Below are 16,546 nucleotides of genomic sequence, written 5' to 3'. Positions count from 1 at the left end.
TACGAGATTGGTATGGCATTGGCACAGCAGATCACGTGGCGTGAGCGTTTAGAAGCATATTATTATTTGTGTCGTTTCGATAAACCGATTGGCACAGAACTGGTGTTTTGGCCAACCATGTGGGCCTTGTGGATTGCTAATCAGGGCATGCCGTCTATCGGGATATTAATCCCTATGATTCTGGGCACAATTTTTATGCGCGCTGCAGGCTGTGCCATTAATGACTTTGCTGACCGTAAGGTGGATGGTCATGTGGAGCGTACCAAAACACGTCCTTTAGCCACGGGTGTGATTAGTGCCAAAGAAGCCATTTATGTATTCTTGGGTTTGGTTGCACTTAGCGCAGCCATGTTGTTGTTCTTACCGATTGAAACTTTTTATTGGTCATTTGGGGCATTATTTTTAGCGTTTATTTATCCGTTTATGAAACGCTACACTCATTTGCCGCAAGTGTTCTTGGGAGCTGCATTTTCATGGTCTATCCCGATGGCTTATACCGCTGTAGGTGCAACGCCTGATCTTACTTGTTGGTTATTGTATTTTGGCAATTTGGCGTGGACTGTGGCTTATGACACCCAATATGCAATTACTGACCGTGAATATGATTTGAAAATTGGGGTGAAATCTACCGCAATTTTATTTGGTCGCTATGACATTCAGATTATTTCATTGTTGCAAGCGGGCAGTGTGCTTTTGATTGGTACGGCATTGTGGTTAGAAAATTTATTGATTCCGTTTGGTTTAGCGGCGTTATTGGTGGTGGTTGCAGACTTTATATATCAATGGAGTAAAACTAAAGATAAAGATCCGCAACGTTGTTTTTGGGCATTTCGTCATAACCGTTGGGTAGGGCTGATTATTTTTTCAGGAATCGTATTGGCTTTAATGTAAATATTTCTGTGCGATAAAAAACTGAGCAAAGCATCTGATGGTAGTTTGGTCAGGTGCTTTTTTATTCGATCGCTGATCAATTTTTGCTGTTAAAAATTAAACTGAGCATTAGAACGTGCGTACTTATGCACAAAGCACAATCAGCATTATTCTGATATATTGAGCTTCATTTTGATGCGTTTGAAATAGGAATATATGATGTCACAGTCTGAGCAGCAAAGTCCTGAAAAAAAGCCAAGTCTAAAAAAGATGATTATCTTGGCAAGCTTAGGTTTGTTGATTCCTATCTTTTTGGTCAGCATGGCATTTTTAGCAGTCAATAGTGATGCCAAAAATCAGGAAAAATATAAACAACAGCAGGCAGAAATTATTGCGCGTATTGAAGCGCGTGAAGCTGCAGCACAGCAAGCGAAGCAGGCGGGTCAGACACAAGCTGCTTCAGAAGCTACACCTTAATATCGAGTTGATGATCTCAACTCAAATCTGATTGTAGTTGTCTGATACTTGGAATCTCGGTGTATCGGACAACGCGATAACCTGCCTCGTGAAACATTGCATCCCGTTCTGCATCTTCCTGTTCTTTGCCAATATGTGAGGGGTCATCTAACTCTATAATTGCAATGACCTGCATTTCTGCATTTAAGATCACAAAATCAGTCACTTTACGATTAAACAGCGCACGAATTTTATAGTGGTTGTTGGTGATTAATGCGCTAAACGCCACTTGTGCCAAGATGTGATGCTCAGGAAAAGCTTGTTTTAAACGCATAAACATTCTGCGTTCAAAAGCAGTCATCATCGGTTTAGGATAAAAGTTTTTCTTGGGGAAAAATAATTGCTTAAAAATTAAGATAAACAGGGCAAGGCTAGCCAAGCTGCCAATAAGCAAGAAAGTCGATTGACTGGATTCAAACATAGATGATGCGGTGTCGTTAGACCCTAAACAGCAGGAATAAAAAACCCACGTCATAATGCGTGGGTTTTTTAAGAATTTTGGCTCTCCCACCTGGGCTCGAACCAGGGACCTGCGGATTAACAGTCCGTCGCTCTACCGACTGAGCTATGGGAGAATCTGACACGCATTCTATGTGGGTATCTGTTTTTGGTCAAGCTGGAATTGAAAAAAAACCGTAATTATAGATTAACTGCTTTAAAAATAATCATCTAGCTTTGTTTCAACGCAGTTTTTAGAGTGCTTGAATGGCTTTTATATAATCTTCGCGTGTCTGTGGTGGGTTGGTTTTACGACATAAGTTAATTAATTGCAGCATCTCTTGCTGAGTCATTTCTGTTTTCACTTGGCTTTGAATTTGTTTTAAGGTGGCTTGTTGTTGTGCGTTCAGATCACGACTGCATTGATACAGACGTTCATACATGAGTGTCGCAGCAGTTTTATTGCTTTCAGATTTTTGCGTACATTGAAAAATTGCAAAAATCACCACAATCAGAATTGTCCAAAAAATCAGGGATTTTAACCAAGGCGCTTGCATGGGCTTTCAAGTTTTATTGTTGTTGATGAACCTAAGTTAGCGAAAAAATAGAGTCATCACAAGAGGGGATAGCCCGATCTTCACTGTATGGTTTTAATTTTGATTTAAGGGGAGAGTGAGGCCTGTTCCATTCGTTTAGAACATCATATCCACTATAAAAACAATAAAAATTGCAAAAAAAAATCCCACGTCATACTGCGTGGGATTTTTAGAATCTTGGCTCTCCCACCTGGGCTCGAACCAGGGACCTGCGGATTAACAGTCCGTCGCTCTACCGACTGAGCTATGGGAGAATAGATTGGCTCTCCAACCTGGGCTCGAACCAGGGACCTGCGGATTAACAGTCCGTCGCTCTACCGACTGAGCTATTGGAGAATCTGTGGGGCATTTTAGGGATGAAAGTTTAAGTCGTCAACACGTTCATCATCAGAAATGTATTGTTTGCTTTATAAATATTCATTTCATCTGCAAAAATAAAAAAACTGCCCATAAAGAGCAGTTTTTCTACAGAAAAATAGAAATTATTTTTCTACACCAGCATCTTGACCTGCGTATTTCGCATTTGCGTAATCCCAGTTTACAAGGCTTTCTAAGAAAGTTTTGATGTAAACAGGACGTGCATTACGGAAGTCGATGTAGTAAGCGTGTTCCCAAACGTCAATCGTCAATACTGCAACTTTGCCGTGCGCCATTGGTGTGTCAGCATTTGAAGTTTTCATAATAGAAAGTTTGCCATTCACTTCGTCAGCTACTAACCAAGCCCAACCTGAACCGAATTGAGTTGTTGCAGCAGCAGCAAATTCTTCAGCAAATTTTTCGTAAGAACCGAAAGCTTCATCAATTTTAGCAGCCAAAGCACCAGTAGCTTTACCACCACCGTTTTTCGCCATACAGTTCCAGTAGAACGTGTGGTTCCAAACTTGCGCTGCGTTGTTGAATACACCAGCTTTAGCTGCATCGCCTGCAGTTGCTTTGATGATTTCGTCTAAAGTTTTACCTTCAAGCTCCGTACCCGCGATCAAGTTGTTCAGGTTCACAACATAAGTGTTGTGGTGTTTGTCGTGGTGGAATTCTAAAGTTTCTTTGCTGATGTGTGGAGCAAGATCTTCGTAACCGTATGGTAAAGCCGGTAAAGTAATGGTTGTCATGTTTTCAATTCCTTGCATTTTGCTGGGTTTTAACATTAAGTGGCTCTATTGTAATAGATTTCGAGATCAAATTGCGCATTAGGTATAAATAACCATACAGAATAAGACTCGAATGTATACATCTAAAGACTATGTTAAACACAGATGTCATTTGAGTGAAATCGTTGGGTGAAACGGTGTATTAAATTGGGTTATTTAATTCAAAATAACTATACTCAATATTAAACTGTTCTGAAATAGCTTTTGCGAGTCGTTGTACACCATAGCGCTCAGTCGCGTGATGTCCGCAGGCATAATAATGCACGCCTAGTTCTTTGGCTTCATAATAGGTGCGTTCACTGACTTCGCCCGAAATAAAGGCATCACAACCTTGTTCTGCCGCTTTGCCAATAAAATCTTGTGCTGCACCCGTGCAGAACCCTACTTTTTGAATCTGACTTTTTTCGGCAGGAAGATGAATGGTTTTAAAGCCTAAACGCGCTGTGAGATAGTCACGAAATTCGGTTGCGCTCATGGCTTGCTTTAAAAAACCAATATTACCAATAGGATGACGTTCACTCGGGTCTAGGGCTTGCAAATTTTCTAATGCCAAACATTCAGCAATGGCAGCATTATTGCCTAGACTTGGGTGTGAATCGAGCGGTAAGTGATAACCCACCAAAGAAATATCATGCTGGATTAAACTTTTGATGCGTTTACCGCGCATGCCTGTAATTGGGTAAGGTTCGCCTTTCCAAAAATAGCCATGATGTACCAACAGTAAGTCTGCATTTTGGGCAATAGCAGCATCAATAGCCTCTTGAGAGGCAGTCACTGCACATAAAATTTTTTGAACTTCAGACTTACCTTCAATTTGTAAACCGTTGGGCGCGTAATCTTTAAATTCATGTGTATTTAAAGTTTGATCACACCATTGAATAATTTCTTTTAATTGCGCCATAACTCTCTCAAATTGCACATATTTAGCCAATATCAAAACATATTTTGTATTGTAACTAAAGCAAGACAAAACTCTTGGGCTTTTTTATGTTTCTATTTGTGTTTCGTTTTACAATAGCTCATTCAATGACTTAATCATCAAAAAAAATTTACTTAGAGGTACAAAACGTGCGCCGGACCTTTACCTGGTTACCTTGGGTGTTACTCATTCTGGTTATTATTGGCTTTGTGACTTGGCAACAACTGCAAAAACCGAAAGCGCCTGTGGCTGCCGATGGGGTCAAAATGCCTGCCGAGAAAGTTGAACCATTAATTGATACAACACGGACAGGTGGGGTGGTGTCGTATAGCGCTGCGGTTAAAGTGGCAGCGCCTGCGGTGGTAAATATTTTTACCACACAAAAAGTGAAACAAATGGATCATCCATTGTTAAATGACCCTGCATTTCGTGAATTTTTTGGCAATCAGTTACCCGATCAATTTAAGCAAGGCCCAAATGAAAACAGTTTGGGGTCTGGGGTCATTGTTCGTCCAGATGGTTATATTTTAACGAATAATCATGTGATCGCGCAGGCTGAACAAATTGTCGTGGCTTTGCACGATGGACGCCGTGCGGTTGCAAAAGTTGTTGGAACTGACCCAGACACAGACTTAGCGGTCATTAAAATTGATCTAGAAAAACTGCCTGTATTGCCATTTAAACTGAGTGGCAATGAAGTGGGCGATGTCGTACTTGCGATTGGTAACCCATTTGGTGTGGGACAAACCGTGACTCAAGGGATTATTTCTGCGACAGGACGTTCTGACTTGGGTATTAATACCTATGAAGATTTCATTCAAACCGATGCAGCAATTAATCCAGGTAACTCAGGTGGTGCATTGATTGATGTGGCAGGGAATTTGATTGGGGTAAATACGGCAATTTTCTCGCAATCAGGTGGTTCATTGGGCATCGGCTTTGCAATTCCTGCACAAGTCTGTCAGCAGGTTTTAAACTCGATTTTAAAAGATGGACGTGTGGTTCGTGGTTGGTTAGGTATTAGTTTGTTGCCTGTGCAACAAGACAACATTTTAGAACCTGCACAAGGCGGTGTAGTGGTTGCTGATGTACTGCGCGGTGGCCCTGCAGCAGAAGCAGGTTTAAAACGTGGTGACAAAATTTTAAAAGTGAATGATGAAGCGATTACTTCAACCTCGCATTTAATTAATTATGTTGCTGCACAAGCACCGCATACGACGGTGACTGTTTCAGTTGAACGTGGTGAAGAAGCCTTAGATTTGGAAGTCGCAGTCGGTGAGCGCAAAGTTCAAAATACCGATAAGCAATTTATTCCATTGCCTGAATAATGGATTTAACAGTAACAATTTAGCCTTGCCCGTTTGCAGGGCTTTTTTGTTGGCTAAGTAAATGGAGATCGACTGGAAATAACCAAAGTGATACGGATAACGTGATTTGATTTATCTCTGGGTAGATACAAAGAGAAGGTGGGCTAAATAAACTGTATTGATGAATGATGATACTTTTTGATAGATCTAATCAATCGAGGGTTTGGTTTTGTGTGGCAAGTGTGGATGTATTCGGTGTTGATGTCTTAGAAGATTTAAACGTGCTGTTTAAACATGATGGGTCTCAACTTAGATAAAGAAAGGCATAAAAAACAGCAACCGAAGTCGCTGTTTTTCTAGATCCATTGAAATTATTGCTCTTGCTGAATACCTGCCACTAACCAGTCTTGATTAGAGCCTGCAGGTTTTACAAAGTGCCAAATTTCTGTAAATGGTTGCGGTAAGCTGTTCAGGTCTTCGCTGACTGTACCTGTAAAGCGTACACTTATGACATATTGACCATTTTCAGTTGCAGAATCGACCACCATGGCATTCAAGTTAGAAAACTCTGCTACATCTTGGTCTTGGTTTGCCATAATGTCCTGATACATCGACTGATATAAATCAGGAGTTAAATAACGCTGAATTTCTGCGATATTACTGGCTGTGTTCATAGACTGAATATGGTTAAAACGCTGACGCGCTACACGTAAAAAGGTTGCAGGCTCTGAACCATCAGGCAATTGATTGCCACTGTTGGTATAAGCTGCACCAAATGGCGCGTTATTATTGGCAGCTTGACCAAAAGGCGCTTGGGTAGAAGCGGCAGAACCCCCAACAGATTGACCAAAAATATTGGTATTGTCGTTACGTGGCGCTGCAGCAGGTGGTGTTTGCGCAAACGGTGCCTGATTGGCACCGCTATTTGGCGCATACGGATTAGGCGTTAGTTTTTTTTTTGCGCCCATCTTACGGAAAATGAAGAAGGCAACAGCAGCAGCGAGTAAAATCCAAATCCAGCTTGGAATACCGCCTTTTTCCTCTTGAGCTTCGGCAGCACTTGCAGCTTGATCATCGGCCAAGGCATTGGCAGCAACCGCACCAATTGCCGCACCTGCAACACCTGCAGCAACCATACCACCTACGCCTGGACCAGATTTTTGCTGTGCTGGTGCAGTTGTTGGTTGTTGTGCTGGCGTTGTTTGACGAGGTTGTTGGTAAGACTGAGTTGGAGCAGCCGAACGACTCATGCCATGGCTTTTACCGCCACCTGCACGTTTTGCTTCTGCTGCTAACGGAGCTACCAATAAAGTCGCTGTGAGCATTGCTGCGATCAAACCACGCTGTCGAACTTCCATCAAATTTTCCTATATTAAAATAAAGTTAAGCTGTGTATTTATGCAGGCATTTGCTGCGAATTTCAATATAAATATGATATTTTTTCTTGAAACTGAAAAAATATCATCCAAGGATTTAACCTAAGTTTTCACTTAAATTCATGGCTTCAGTTAAGGCTTCATGCAAACGCGCCACCGCAATAATTTGCACACCTGCAATGGCTTTTTGTGGGGCATTGCCACGCGGCACAATAATATATTTAAATCCGTGTTTAATAGCTTCTTTTAAGCGTTCCTGACCATTTGGTACTGGGCGGATTTCACCCGATAAACCGACCTCACCAAATACTGCCAATTGTTGTGGCAGGGCTTTGCCACGCAAGCTAGAAGCACAGGCAAGTAGTACAGCAAGGTCTGAACCTGTTTCGGTAATTTTTAAGCCGCCGACCACATTCACATACACATCTTGCCCTGAAGTTTGTACGCCGCCATGCCGATGCATCACCGCCAATAGCATATTCAGACGGTTTTGTTCCAGACCTAAAGCCACACGTCTAGGCTGACCATGTGCATCATCCACCAAAGCTTGTACTTCAACTAAAAGTGGTCGCGTTCCTTCGCGGCTAATCATGACAATAGAACCTGGAATTGCCTCATCATAACGGCTCAAAAATATCGCAGATGGATTGGCAACCTCGCGTAAGCCTTTATCGGTCATGCCAAAAACGCCCAGTTCATTCACTGCACCGAAACGGTTTTTGACTGCTCGAATCATACGGTAGCGTGAGTCTGACTGTCCTTCAAAATACAAGACGCAATCGACCATGTGTTCAAGGACGCGCGGCCCCGCTAAAGCCCCTTCTTTGGTCACATGACCGACAATAAACAGCGCAGTGCCACTATTTTTAGCAAAACGAGTCAGCAAGGCAGCTGATTCACGAATTTGTGAAACACCACCTGGAGCAGACTGCAACGTTTCGGTATATAAAGTTTGAATCGAGTCCAGAATGGCTACCGCAGGGCGTTCATGCGCCAAAACTTCACAAATCCGTTCGACACAGGTTTCTGCCATGACTTTCAGTTGATCGGTGGGTAAGTCTAAGCGTTGAGCGCGTAACGCCACTTGCGAAAGAGATTCCTCACCTGTGATATATAAAGCGGTGTTATTGGCAGCCGCCATGTGAGTCGCAGTTTGTAGCAAAATGGTCGATTTCCCGATACCAGGATCTCCACCAATCAGTACCACAGAGCCCGTAACCAAACCGCCACCCAAAACACGGTCAAATTCCCCAATGCCTGTTGTTAAACGGGTTTCGTGCGATACAGACACTTTATTAAGCGTGGTAATGGCGGCCGCTTGTCCTGCATAGCCACCGCCCATTTTAGGTTGGGCACGATGCGTCACCGCAGGGGCAATACTGACCTCATGAAGTGAGTTCCATTCCCCACATTCTGAACATTGACCTGCCCATTTAGGATGATCTGCACCACATTGTTCACAGCGATAGACACTTTTTACTTTTGCCATAACCCAGTCATTGCATCAATTAAAAACTGACTACAGCATACAGAGGAATGTTCGCGAAATGAATGTTATCTGGATTTTTCATGGAAAATCATACAACCACGTGGGTGATTGTATGATTTATGATTTGAACGGAATAATTCAATGAATTGGGCTTATTTAATACAACTCGCCAGATTTGCGCTTCGCAATAAAGTCTTTGGATTCTTTGGCAATCACACCAGACAGTAACAACAAGGCAATTAAGTTTGGTACAGCCATTAAACCATTAAAGGTATCGGCAAATAACCAGACTAAATCTAGGGTGGCGATGGTGCCAATGAACACTGAAGCAATATAAATTAAGCGGTAAATCAACACGTATTTTTCGCCGAATAAATAAGTACAGCATTTTTCACCATAATAGCTCCAACCGAGAATGGTGGAATAGGCGAAGAAGATGATCCCGAAAGTGACGACCCAACCACCAAAGCCTGGCAATAACTGGTCAAAAACCTGTGTGGTGAGTACAGCACCTGTTGCACCACCAAAGCTATTACCTGCCATAATGAAGCCCATTACCAAAACAATCCCCGTGATGCTACAGACAATAATGGTATCAATGAAGGTACCTGTCATAGACACTAAACCTTGACGCGCAGGGTGGTCGGTTTTTGCAGCCGCAGCAGCAATTGGGGCAGAACCCATCCCTGCTTCGTTGGAGAATACGCCACGTGCAACCCCGTAACGAATTACTGCACCAATTGCACCGCCCGCAACTGCTTCACCAGTAAAGGCATCACGGAAAATTAGCTCAAATGCAGGCACGACAAGGTGTAAATTATTCAGGATAATAATTAAACCGCCTGTAACATACAGAATGGCCATAATCGGAACAATCACCGAAGATGCTTTGGAAATCGAGCTAATTCCGCCCAAAATCACCAATGCAGAAAATACGGTAATTACCACGCCAGTAATCCAAGTTTCTACACCTAAGCTATTTTCAACTGCTAAAGCTACGGTGTTGGATTGTACTGAACTACCAATTCCAAACGAGGCGACTGTGCCAAAAAAGGCAAAGATAATCGCGAGCCATTTCCATTTTAGTCCGCGTTCAATGTAGTACATTGGGCCGCCTGACATTTGCCCTTTTTCGTTTTTAATACGGTATTTAACCGCCAAAACACCTTCACCATATTTGGTCGCCATACCAAACAGGGCAGTCATCCACATCCAAAACACTGCACCCGGGCCACCGAGGACGCAAGCCGTTGCAACACCTGCAATATTTCCCGTACCAATGGTGGCAGAGAGTGCAGTCATCAGTGATGCGAAATGTGAAATATCGCCCGGTTCTTTTTGCGCTTTGTCGTGTTTGCAAAAGACTTGTTTAAAAGCCAGTGGCAGCATGCGGAATTGCCAGAACAATAAGCGGAAGGTGAGGAAGACGCCCGTTCCCACAATGAGAACCAGCATGTATGGACCCCAGACCCAACCGCTTAGGGTTTCCATCATCGATTGTAAATTTTGCATAAATTTCTTCTTATAAACGCAGTGTATAAATGCTTAGTTTGTGACTGTAGTTGAACAGTTGTAAAAATTAAGCAAGTGATATGCCAGTCTTTAAAACTTCCTGTTAAAAGAACTTGGTTTTAAGCACGTTATATTTTTTGCATAGTTTTTAGATTTTGACAATTGATGCCTTGAAATAAAATTGACTTTATCTGTGTCAGAAGTCGCAATTTTTCAGACCTGATAAGGTCAATCTATGCCAGCAGAATAGTAAGTAAGCTAGAATTTTTACTAAGCTCAATATAATCTCTCTGCATTAGCACTTTGGTCGCGGCAGTGATCGCGTTATACTTCATCGAAAATATTTTATAGGTGGTCAGATGCGTACCGTCATTTGCTGCATGAGTGTTTTGCTTACAACAGTGGTTTTGGTCGGTTGTGGTCAGTCAGGTACATTACAGTTACCCAATGACCCAAATTACGACAAACGCGCAAAATATTTGTTATATCCAGATGCTGCGCCTAAACGTGCAACGCAATCGGCAACATCGTCAGACACAGCCGTACCTGTGCAACAGCAGTTTGCTGCACCTGCTGCATCTACATCGACTACACCTTAACGCTTTCTAGATAAAGGATACATTCATGAGTTTTACCCGCATTCAAGGGGTTTTGCACGCCGAGCAATGTTCGCTACAACAACTCGCACAGCAATTTGGCACACCACTCTATGTTTATTCAAAAGCGACTTTTGAAAAGCATTATTTAGATATGGATCGTGCTTTCCACTTTATCGATCATCAAATTTGTTTTGCGGTAAAGTCAAACTCGAATCTTGCGGTATTGAATGTATTGGCTAAGTTGGGTGCAGGTTTTGATATTGTGACAGGCGGTGAATTGGCGCGTGTTCTCAAAGCAGGTGGTGATGCATCGAAAATTGTTTTTTCAGGTTTAGGTAAAACTGAAGCCGATATTCAAAAAGCGTTGGAAGTTGGGATTGCCTGCTTTAACGTAGAATCGCATGCAGAATTAGACCGTATTCAAAAAGTTGCGGCAAGCATGAATGTCAAAGCACCAATTTCATTACGGGTTAACCCAGATGTCGATGCCAAAACCCATCCTTATATTTCTACAGGCTTAAAAGAAAACAAGTTCGGGATTCCGTCTGATTCGGTATATAGCACTTATGAATATGCGGCTTCTTTAGCAAACTTAGATATCGTTGGAATTGACTGTCACATCGGTTCACAATTGACCGAAACACAACCGTTTGTCGATGCTTTAGATCGCGTGATTGTGATGATTGATACCTTAAAAGAAATGGGTATTCAGCTAAAACACATTGATATTGGCGGTGGTTTAGGGGTGACTTATAAAGATGAAACTCCACCAACGGTTGAAGAATATGCCAATGCTTTACGTCCCGCTTTAGAAAAGTTAGGTCTTAAAGTGTATATGGAACCGGGTCGTAGTATCTCTGCCAATGCGGGCGTGCTGCTAACAAAAGTTGATTTACTCAAACCGACCAATCATCGTAACTTTGCGATTATTGACGCTGCCATGAATGACTTAATCCGTCCTGCGTTATATGAAGCATGGATGGACATTCAGCCCGTAACCCCACGTACTGATGTTGAAACGCTAGAGTGGGATGTGGTTGGTGCAATTTGTGAAACAGGTGATTTCTTGGGTAAAGAACGTCAGCTTGCGATCAAAGAAAATGATGTTTTAGCTGTAATGGGTGCGGGCGCATACGGTTTTGTGATGAGTTCTAACTACAACAGCCGTGGTCGTGCAGCTGAAGTCATGGTCGATGCAGATCAAGCACATTTAATTCGTGAACGTGAAAGCATTGAATCGCTGTGGGAAAGAGAGCGTTTATTGCCATAAGGGGAATTCGAGATGTTATTAGAATTTACCAAAATGCATGGTCTGGGCAATGACTTCATGGTGGTTGATCTCATCAGCCAGCGTGCGTATTTGGATGCGCTGACTATTCAACGCCTTGCAGACCGCCACTTCGGGATTGGCTTTGACCAACTCCTGATTGTGGAACCGCCCGATTTACCAAATGTCGATTTTAAATATCGCATTTTCAATGCCGATGGTTCTGAAGTGGAGCAGTGCGGCAATGGTGTGCGTTGTTTTGCACGTTTTGTGCATGAACGTCAGCTTACGACCAAAACCAAAATCAAGGTGCAAACCAAGGCAGGCATTGTAGAGCCTGAATTGGGGCAAAACGGTTGGGTGCGGGTGAATATGGGCTATCCAAAATTCTTGCCGCATGAGATTCCATTCATTGCCGATGAGCCTGATAACTTATATGACATTGCGCTGAAAGATGGTGCTGCATTGACCATTGATGTGGTGAACATAGGCAATCCTCATGCTGTGACCATTGTGCCTGATGTATTGACTGCCGATGTTGCAGGTATTGGCCCACAAGTGGAATCACACGAGCGTTTTCCACAGCGCGTCAATGCAGGTTTTATGCAAATCATTGACGAAAAACATGCGCGTTTGCGTGTGTTTGAACGTGGCGTAGGTGAAACCTTGGCTTGTGGTACAGGTGCATGTGCTGCAGCCGTTTCGGGTATGCGCCGTGGCTTATTGTCTAATTCAGTTGAAATTGAACTGGCAGGTGGTAAGTTGCAAATCGAATGGCGTGAAGGCGATGTGGTGTGGATGACAGGGCCAACTGCTAATGTCTATCACGGTCGTTTGGATTTAAATTATTTTCAGGGCTGATGTTTCGTTCTAACATGAACAGCTCTTATCTTACTTAAAAGCACTTTTCAAAACGAATGGTGCTTTTTTGTATCTTGCAGCACGGATTAGGTATGCTGTACTGAATGTCACTCTAAAAACTTCTACTCATTATGCCGCAACTGATTTTTTTACCTGGCGCTTCAGGCAATACCGCATTTTTTCATCCGCTAATCGAAAAAATTGAAAAATTGCCGTGGCAGAATGCTGTAAAAATTGTGGCTTATCCTGAATTTAATCATCAACCTGCACATTCACAGGTACATGATTTTGCAAGTTTGCAGGCTTATGTGTTGGCGAATATCCCAGATGATTGCATTATCATTGCACAGTCGATGGGTGGTATTTTTGCAGTTGCTGCCGCGTTGCAATATCCAGAAAAAGTCAAAGGATTAGTATTGGTTGCAACATCTGGTGGCATGGATTTAAGCAGTTTTCAGGTGCAAGATTGGCGACAAGACTATCAAGCAAGTGATTTAAATTATCCTGACTGGTTTGTAGAGGCAAAGGCCGATTACACGGTAGACTTTGCTAAAATCAACATGCCTATTTTGTTGTTATGGGGTGATCAAGACCCGATAAGTCCACTGGCGGTAGGTGAGTTTTTACAACAACAATTTCCACAAGCCGTATTAAAAATTGTGCATGATGGTGATCATTTGTTTTTAGAAACACATGCAGATCAGGCGGCTGAACACATTGCTGCTTATTTATCTCAGTTTGCCGCAGTTCAGCAATCGGAGCGTGACTAATGTACGATCCGCAGCAACTATTAAAGATGTGGCTCAAAGAACGAGAAATACAACAGCAGTCACCGCATACGTTAAAAGCCTACGCACGCGATTTAAACGATTTTTTTAGCTTTTGTGAGCAACAACAACTTGCCTTATATGATGTAGAGGCTGCAGATTTGCGCCATTATTTAGCGCAAAAAGTAGAACAGCAACAGTTAAATAGCAGCAGTTTACAGCGCATGTTGTCAGCGATTCGTCAGTTTATGAAATGGGCCGAGCAAGGGCAGTATTTACAATTTAATCCAATTGATAATTTTCAGCTAAAACGTCAGCCACGACCTTTGCCAGGTTTGATTGATATTGAAACGATTCATCAAATTTTGGATCAGCCTGAACCTGAAACTGAAGTACAACAACAAATGTGGCGACGCGATAAAGCGATTTTAGAATTGCTCTATTCGAGTGGTTTGCGCCTAGCAGAGGTACAAAGTTTACGTATCCGCGATTTAGATTTTAACCGTCAATTGCTGCGCATTACGGGTAAAGGCAATAAAACCCGTATAGTGCCTTTTGGTCGCAAAGCCAAAGATGCGGTGATGCAATGGCTGCAGATTTACCCTTTATGGCAGGGCGATTTTGTACCCGATGCAGCATTGTTTATTACTCAAAAAGGTGAACCTTTAAAAGCACGCCAAATTGAAAATCGGGTGAAGTTTCAGGCGCAGCGTGCGGGCGTTAATGTCGATTTGCATCCGCACTTATTGCGACATTGTTTTGCAAGTCACATGCTGTCGAATAGTGGGGATATACGTGCAGTCCAAGAAATGCTTGGGCATAGCAATTTAAGCACCACGCAAATTTATACCCATGTCGATTTTGATCAGTTAGCGCGAGTTTATGATCAGGCACATCCACGTGCGAGTAAAAAGTAAAGCTTTACCTAAAGTCGGCATTATTTTTGCAAGTTAAAATATAGCTATTTCATACTGCAAATATTTTTCTCACAGTCAGTTGTAAAGCCTTTGTGCTGTACTTAATACTTTAAGTAAAAGCGCTTTCACCAAGATGTCATTGCAACTATTGTAGAATAATAAAAAAGTGCGTTATGCAGTATAAAGAAGCAGAAAGAGTGGGTCACACGAATAATAGACATGGATGACATTATTTTTTGTTCCACTGCATAACACTTTGGATATCAAATGATAGGCAAAACCATGATTTCGAATCTTCAAGAAAAATATGAACAATTAAGCCCAAGCCAAAAAGAAATTTTTGCAGGTTATGGCTTGCGTCAAGTGAAACATTTTGTCGAAATAAGCTTGCCGATGATCGAGCAAGAACTACCTGCCGATTGTTTGGTGCAGGGTATTAATGCTGAAGGTAAAATGCAGGCGATTCATCCGCAAACGCAACAAAGCTATTTATGGATTTCAGATCAGCAGTGGCAAGCACGCCCAAATGCAAGCAGTAAAATAGATGTAAAAGAAGATTTTATTGCAGTTTGGGAAATTTTTAATTTACAGGCCTATGAATTGATAGATTTAAGTCATATCCACCGTGACTTTTTAGAAACTCAGCAAGTTTAAGCTGAGTTTTTTTATGTCCTTTATCTGGGAGGTGGCGTGGTGAAAGCGCATAAATATCCATCAAAATAAAACAGATTGTTTATTTCATACCCAATAAACTGCTGAATACAGTTTTGTGAACCAGCAGTCACATTTTAAAAGAGCATTTATATCTGAAAAAATACTGCAAAAAATAAAGTTTTCTATCTTTAATGACAGTCAGATTATGGGGTTTTATGTAAGGAACTTTGCTTAAATTGTAGGCGGAACTCAATTTGAATTGCATTTCAATCAATCTTGTTGATGAGGGAAATAAATAAAAAACATAATATAAATCAAAGCTTAAAATTGCTTATATAATCGTCGCTTGGTTTGTTAATTTTTAGAAATAAAAAAGTATGAACGCATCGTTCAGTTAATTTTCGGCATTTTTAGCCTTGTTTAGACAATTCTGACTTGACCGAAATGCCGATCACATAGCAAGATAGGACACCTAAAAAATTTAAAGCGAAGAGTTATTATTAACTTTTCTCAATATTTACTTTTGCTAAAACAGCCGAGGATTACATGAAGGCTCTTGTTGCTGTAAAACGTGTGGTAGATGCCAACGTTAAAGTTCGCGTTAAGCCGGATAATAGTGGAGTTGACCTAACTAACGTTAAGATGTCAATTAACCCATTCTGTGAAATCGCAGTGGAAGAAGCGGTTCGTTTAAAAGAAAAAGGAACTGTTTCAGAAATCGTAGTGGTATCCATTGGTCCTAAAGAAGCGCAGGAACAAATTCGTTCTGCAATGGCGCTTGGTGCAGACCGTGGTATTTTGGTTGAAACAGCCGATGAGATTGGTGCACTTGAAGTGGCTAAAATCTTAAAAGGTGTTGTTGAACAAGAACAACCACAACTTATTTTATTGGGTAAGCAAGCTATTGATGACGACTCTAACCAAGTTGGTCAAATGCTAGGCGCTTTACTTGGTGCAGGTCAGGGTACTTTTGCTTCAGAAGTAAAAGTAGATGGCGACAAAGTTCAGGTAACACGTGAAATTGACGGTGGTTTACAAACTGTTGAGCTTGCACTTCCTGCAATCATCACCACTGACTTACGTTTGAATGAGCCACGTTATGCGGCACTTCCAAACATCATGAAAGCACGTAAAAAACCGCTAGACACCAAATCTCCTGCAGATTATGGCGTTGCAACAGGTTCTAAGCTGAAAACTGTAAAAGTTGAAGCACCTGCTGAGCGTAAAGCGGGCGTACAAGTGAAATCTGTAGACGAACTTGTAGATAAATTGAAAAACGAAGCGAAAGTGATCTAATACAGAAGGATAAA

General features: G+C 41.9%; 17 protein-coding genes and 3 tRNA genes. 10 read left to right on the top strand and 10 right to left on the bottom strand.

The genetic code is table 11. The features are described from left to right. Nucleotides 1-12 precede the first annotated feature (12 nt). Nucleotides 13-891 (top strand): 4-hydroxybenzoate octaprenyltransferase, encoded by an 879-nt coding sequence (ubiA, locus tag FTT71_RS01785; protein ID WP_131261595.1) that lies wholly within the window; start codon nt 13-15, stop codon nt 889-891. Between the two features lie 198 nt (nt 892-1,089). Next, a complete protein-coding gene (locus FTT71_RS01780; RefSeq protein WP_096900950.1) occupies nt 1,090-1,347 on the top strand; it encodes a hypothetical protein in 258 nt (85 codons plus the stop codon). Between the two features lie 16 nt (nt 1,348-1,363). Here the strand turns inward: FTT71_RS01780 and FTT71_RS01775 are convergent, their stop codons facing one another. From FTT71_RS01775 to FTT71_RS01745, 7 genes are all read right to left on the bottom strand, one after another. Then, nucleotides 1,364-1,807 (bottom strand): DUF2726 domain-containing protein, encoded by a 444-nt coding sequence (locus tag FTT71_RS01775; protein WP_004971902.1) that lies wholly within the window; start codon nt 1,805-1,807, stop codon nt 1,364-1,366. A gap of 78 nt (nt 1,808-1,885) precedes the next feature. After that, nucleotides 1,886-1,961, bottom strand: a tRNA-Asn gene (locus FTT71_RS01770). 117 nt (nt 1,962-2,078) lie between these two features. Further along, nucleotides 2,079-2,381, bottom strand: coding sequence for a hypothetical protein (locus FTT71_RS01765; RefSeq protein ID WP_004971899.1), 303 nt, complete (start codon nt 2,379-2,381; stop codon nt 2,079-2,081). Nucleotides 2,382-2,598: 217 nt separating this feature from the next. Continuing rightward, nucleotides 2,599-2,674, bottom strand: a tRNA-Asn gene (locus FTT71_RS01760). Nucleotides 2,675-2,680: 6 nt separating this feature from the next. After that, nucleotides 2,681-2,756: transfer RNA gene (locus tag FTT71_RS01755), tRNA-Asn, on the bottom strand. A 146-nt stretch (nt 2,757-2,902) separates the two neighbouring features. Continuing rightward, nucleotides 2,903-3,529, bottom strand: a complete 627-nt coding sequence (locus tag FTT71_RS01750) for a superoxide dismutase (protein WP_026438302.1) — start codon at nt 3,527-3,529, stop codon at nt 2,903-2,905. Between the two features lie 181 nt (nt 3,530-3,710). Next, nucleotides 3,711-4,469: a Nif3-like dinuclear metal center hexameric protein gene (locus FTT71_RS01745; protein WP_004971895.1), complete on the bottom strand. Its 759-nt coding sequence runs from the start codon at nt 4,467-4,469 to the stop codon at nt 3,711-3,713. Nucleotides 4,470-4,636: 167 nt separating this feature from the next. Here FTT71_RS01745 and FTT71_RS01740 point away from each other — a divergent pair, with 167 nt between their 5' ends. After that, complete coding sequence (locus FTT71_RS01740) at nt 4,637-5,815, top strand: trypsin-like peptidase domain-containing protein (protein WP_004971893.1); 1,179 nt, start codon at nt 4,637-4,639, stop codon at nt 5,813-5,815. Nucleotides 5,816-6,165: 350 nt separating this feature from the next. Here FTT71_RS01740 and FTT71_RS01735 read toward each other — a convergent pair whose 3' ends face one another. From FTT71_RS01735 to FTT71_RS01725, 3 genes are all read right to left on the bottom strand, one after another. Beyond that, nucleotides 6,166-7,152 carry a Tim44 domain-containing protein gene (locus tag FTT71_RS01735; protein ID WP_004971891.1) on the bottom strand — a complete coding sequence of 329 codons (987 nt, stop codon included), beginning with the start codon at nt 7,150-7,152 and terminating at the stop codon, nt 6,166-6,168. Nucleotides 7,153-7,267: 115 nt separating this feature from the next. After that, entirely contained in the window at nt 7,268-8,659 is a 1,392-nt protein-coding gene (gene radA, locus FTT71_RS01730; RefSeq protein WP_104853204.1) for a DNA repair protein RadA, read from the bottom strand. Nucleotides 8,660-8,815: 156 nt separating this feature from the next. Then, nucleotides 8,816-10,171: a sodium:alanine symporter family protein gene (locus FTT71_RS01725; RefSeq protein ID WP_096900947.1), complete on the bottom strand. Its 1,356-nt coding sequence runs from the start codon at nt 10,169-10,171 to the stop codon at nt 8,816-8,818. 359 nt (nt 10,172-10,530) lie between these two features. On the opposite strand from FTT71_RS01725, the gene FTT71_RS01720 reads away from it, so the two are divergent. From FTT71_RS01720 to FTT71_RS01690, 7 genes are all read left to right on the top strand, one after another. Beyond that, the gene (locus FTT71_RS01720; RefSeq protein ID WP_004971884.1) at nt 10,531-10,770 is read left to right on the top strand and encodes a lipoprotein; all 240 of its coding nucleotides are present in this window, start codon (nt 10,531-10,533) and stop codon (nt 10,768-10,770) included. A 25-nt stretch (nt 10,771-10,795) separates the two neighbouring features. Continuing rightward, nucleotides 10,796-12,040, top strand: a complete 1,245-nt coding sequence (gene lysA / locus FTT71_RS01715) for a diaminopimelate decarboxylase (protein ID WP_004971882.1) — start codon at nt 10,796-10,798, stop codon at nt 12,038-12,040. Between the two features lie 12 nt (nt 12,041-12,052). Continuing rightward, nucleotides 12,053-12,898: a diaminopimelate epimerase gene (gene dapF, locus FTT71_RS01710; RefSeq protein WP_004971880.1), complete on the top strand. Its 846-nt coding sequence runs from the start codon at nt 12,053-12,055 to the stop codon at nt 12,896-12,898. Between the two features lie 131 nt (nt 12,899-13,029). Beyond that, the gene (locus tag FTT71_RS01705) at nt 13,030-13,668 is read left to right on the top strand and encodes an alpha/beta fold hydrolase (protein ID WP_096900946.1); all 639 of its coding nucleotides are present in this window, start codon (nt 13,030-13,032) and stop codon (nt 13,666-13,668) included. Further along, the gene (xerA, locus tag FTT71_RS01700; RefSeq protein WP_004971874.1) at nt 13,668-14,582 is read left to right on the top strand and encodes a site-specific tyrosine recombinase/integron integrase; all 915 of its coding nucleotides are present in this window, start codon (nt 13,668-13,670) and stop codon (nt 14,580-14,582) included. The genes FTT71_RS01705 and xerA overlap by 1 nt, the downstream gene beginning before the upstream one ends. Before the next feature lie 282 nt (nt 14,583-14,864). Next, nucleotides 14,865-15,236 (top strand): hypothetical protein, encoded by a 372-nt coding sequence (locus tag FTT71_RS01695; RefSeq protein WP_096901040.1) that lies wholly within the window; start codon nt 14,865-14,867, stop codon nt 15,234-15,236. Nucleotides 15,237-15,782: 546 nt separating this feature from the next. After that, nucleotides 15,783-16,532, top strand: coding sequence for an electron transfer flavoprotein subunit beta/FixA family protein (locus tag FTT71_RS01690; protein WP_004971869.1), 750 nt, complete (start codon nt 15,783-15,785; stop codon nt 16,530-16,532). Nucleotides 16,533-16,546: the final 14 nt, after the last annotated feature.

Source organism: Acinetobacter sp. YH01004, assembly GCF_013420455.1.
Lineage (GTDB): Bacteria > Pseudomonadota > Gammaproteobacteria > Pseudomonadales > Moraxellaceae > Acinetobacter > Acinetobacter towneri.
Note: the sequence above shows the minus strand (reverse complement) of the source record. Positions and strands in the feature narration are given on the sequence as shown.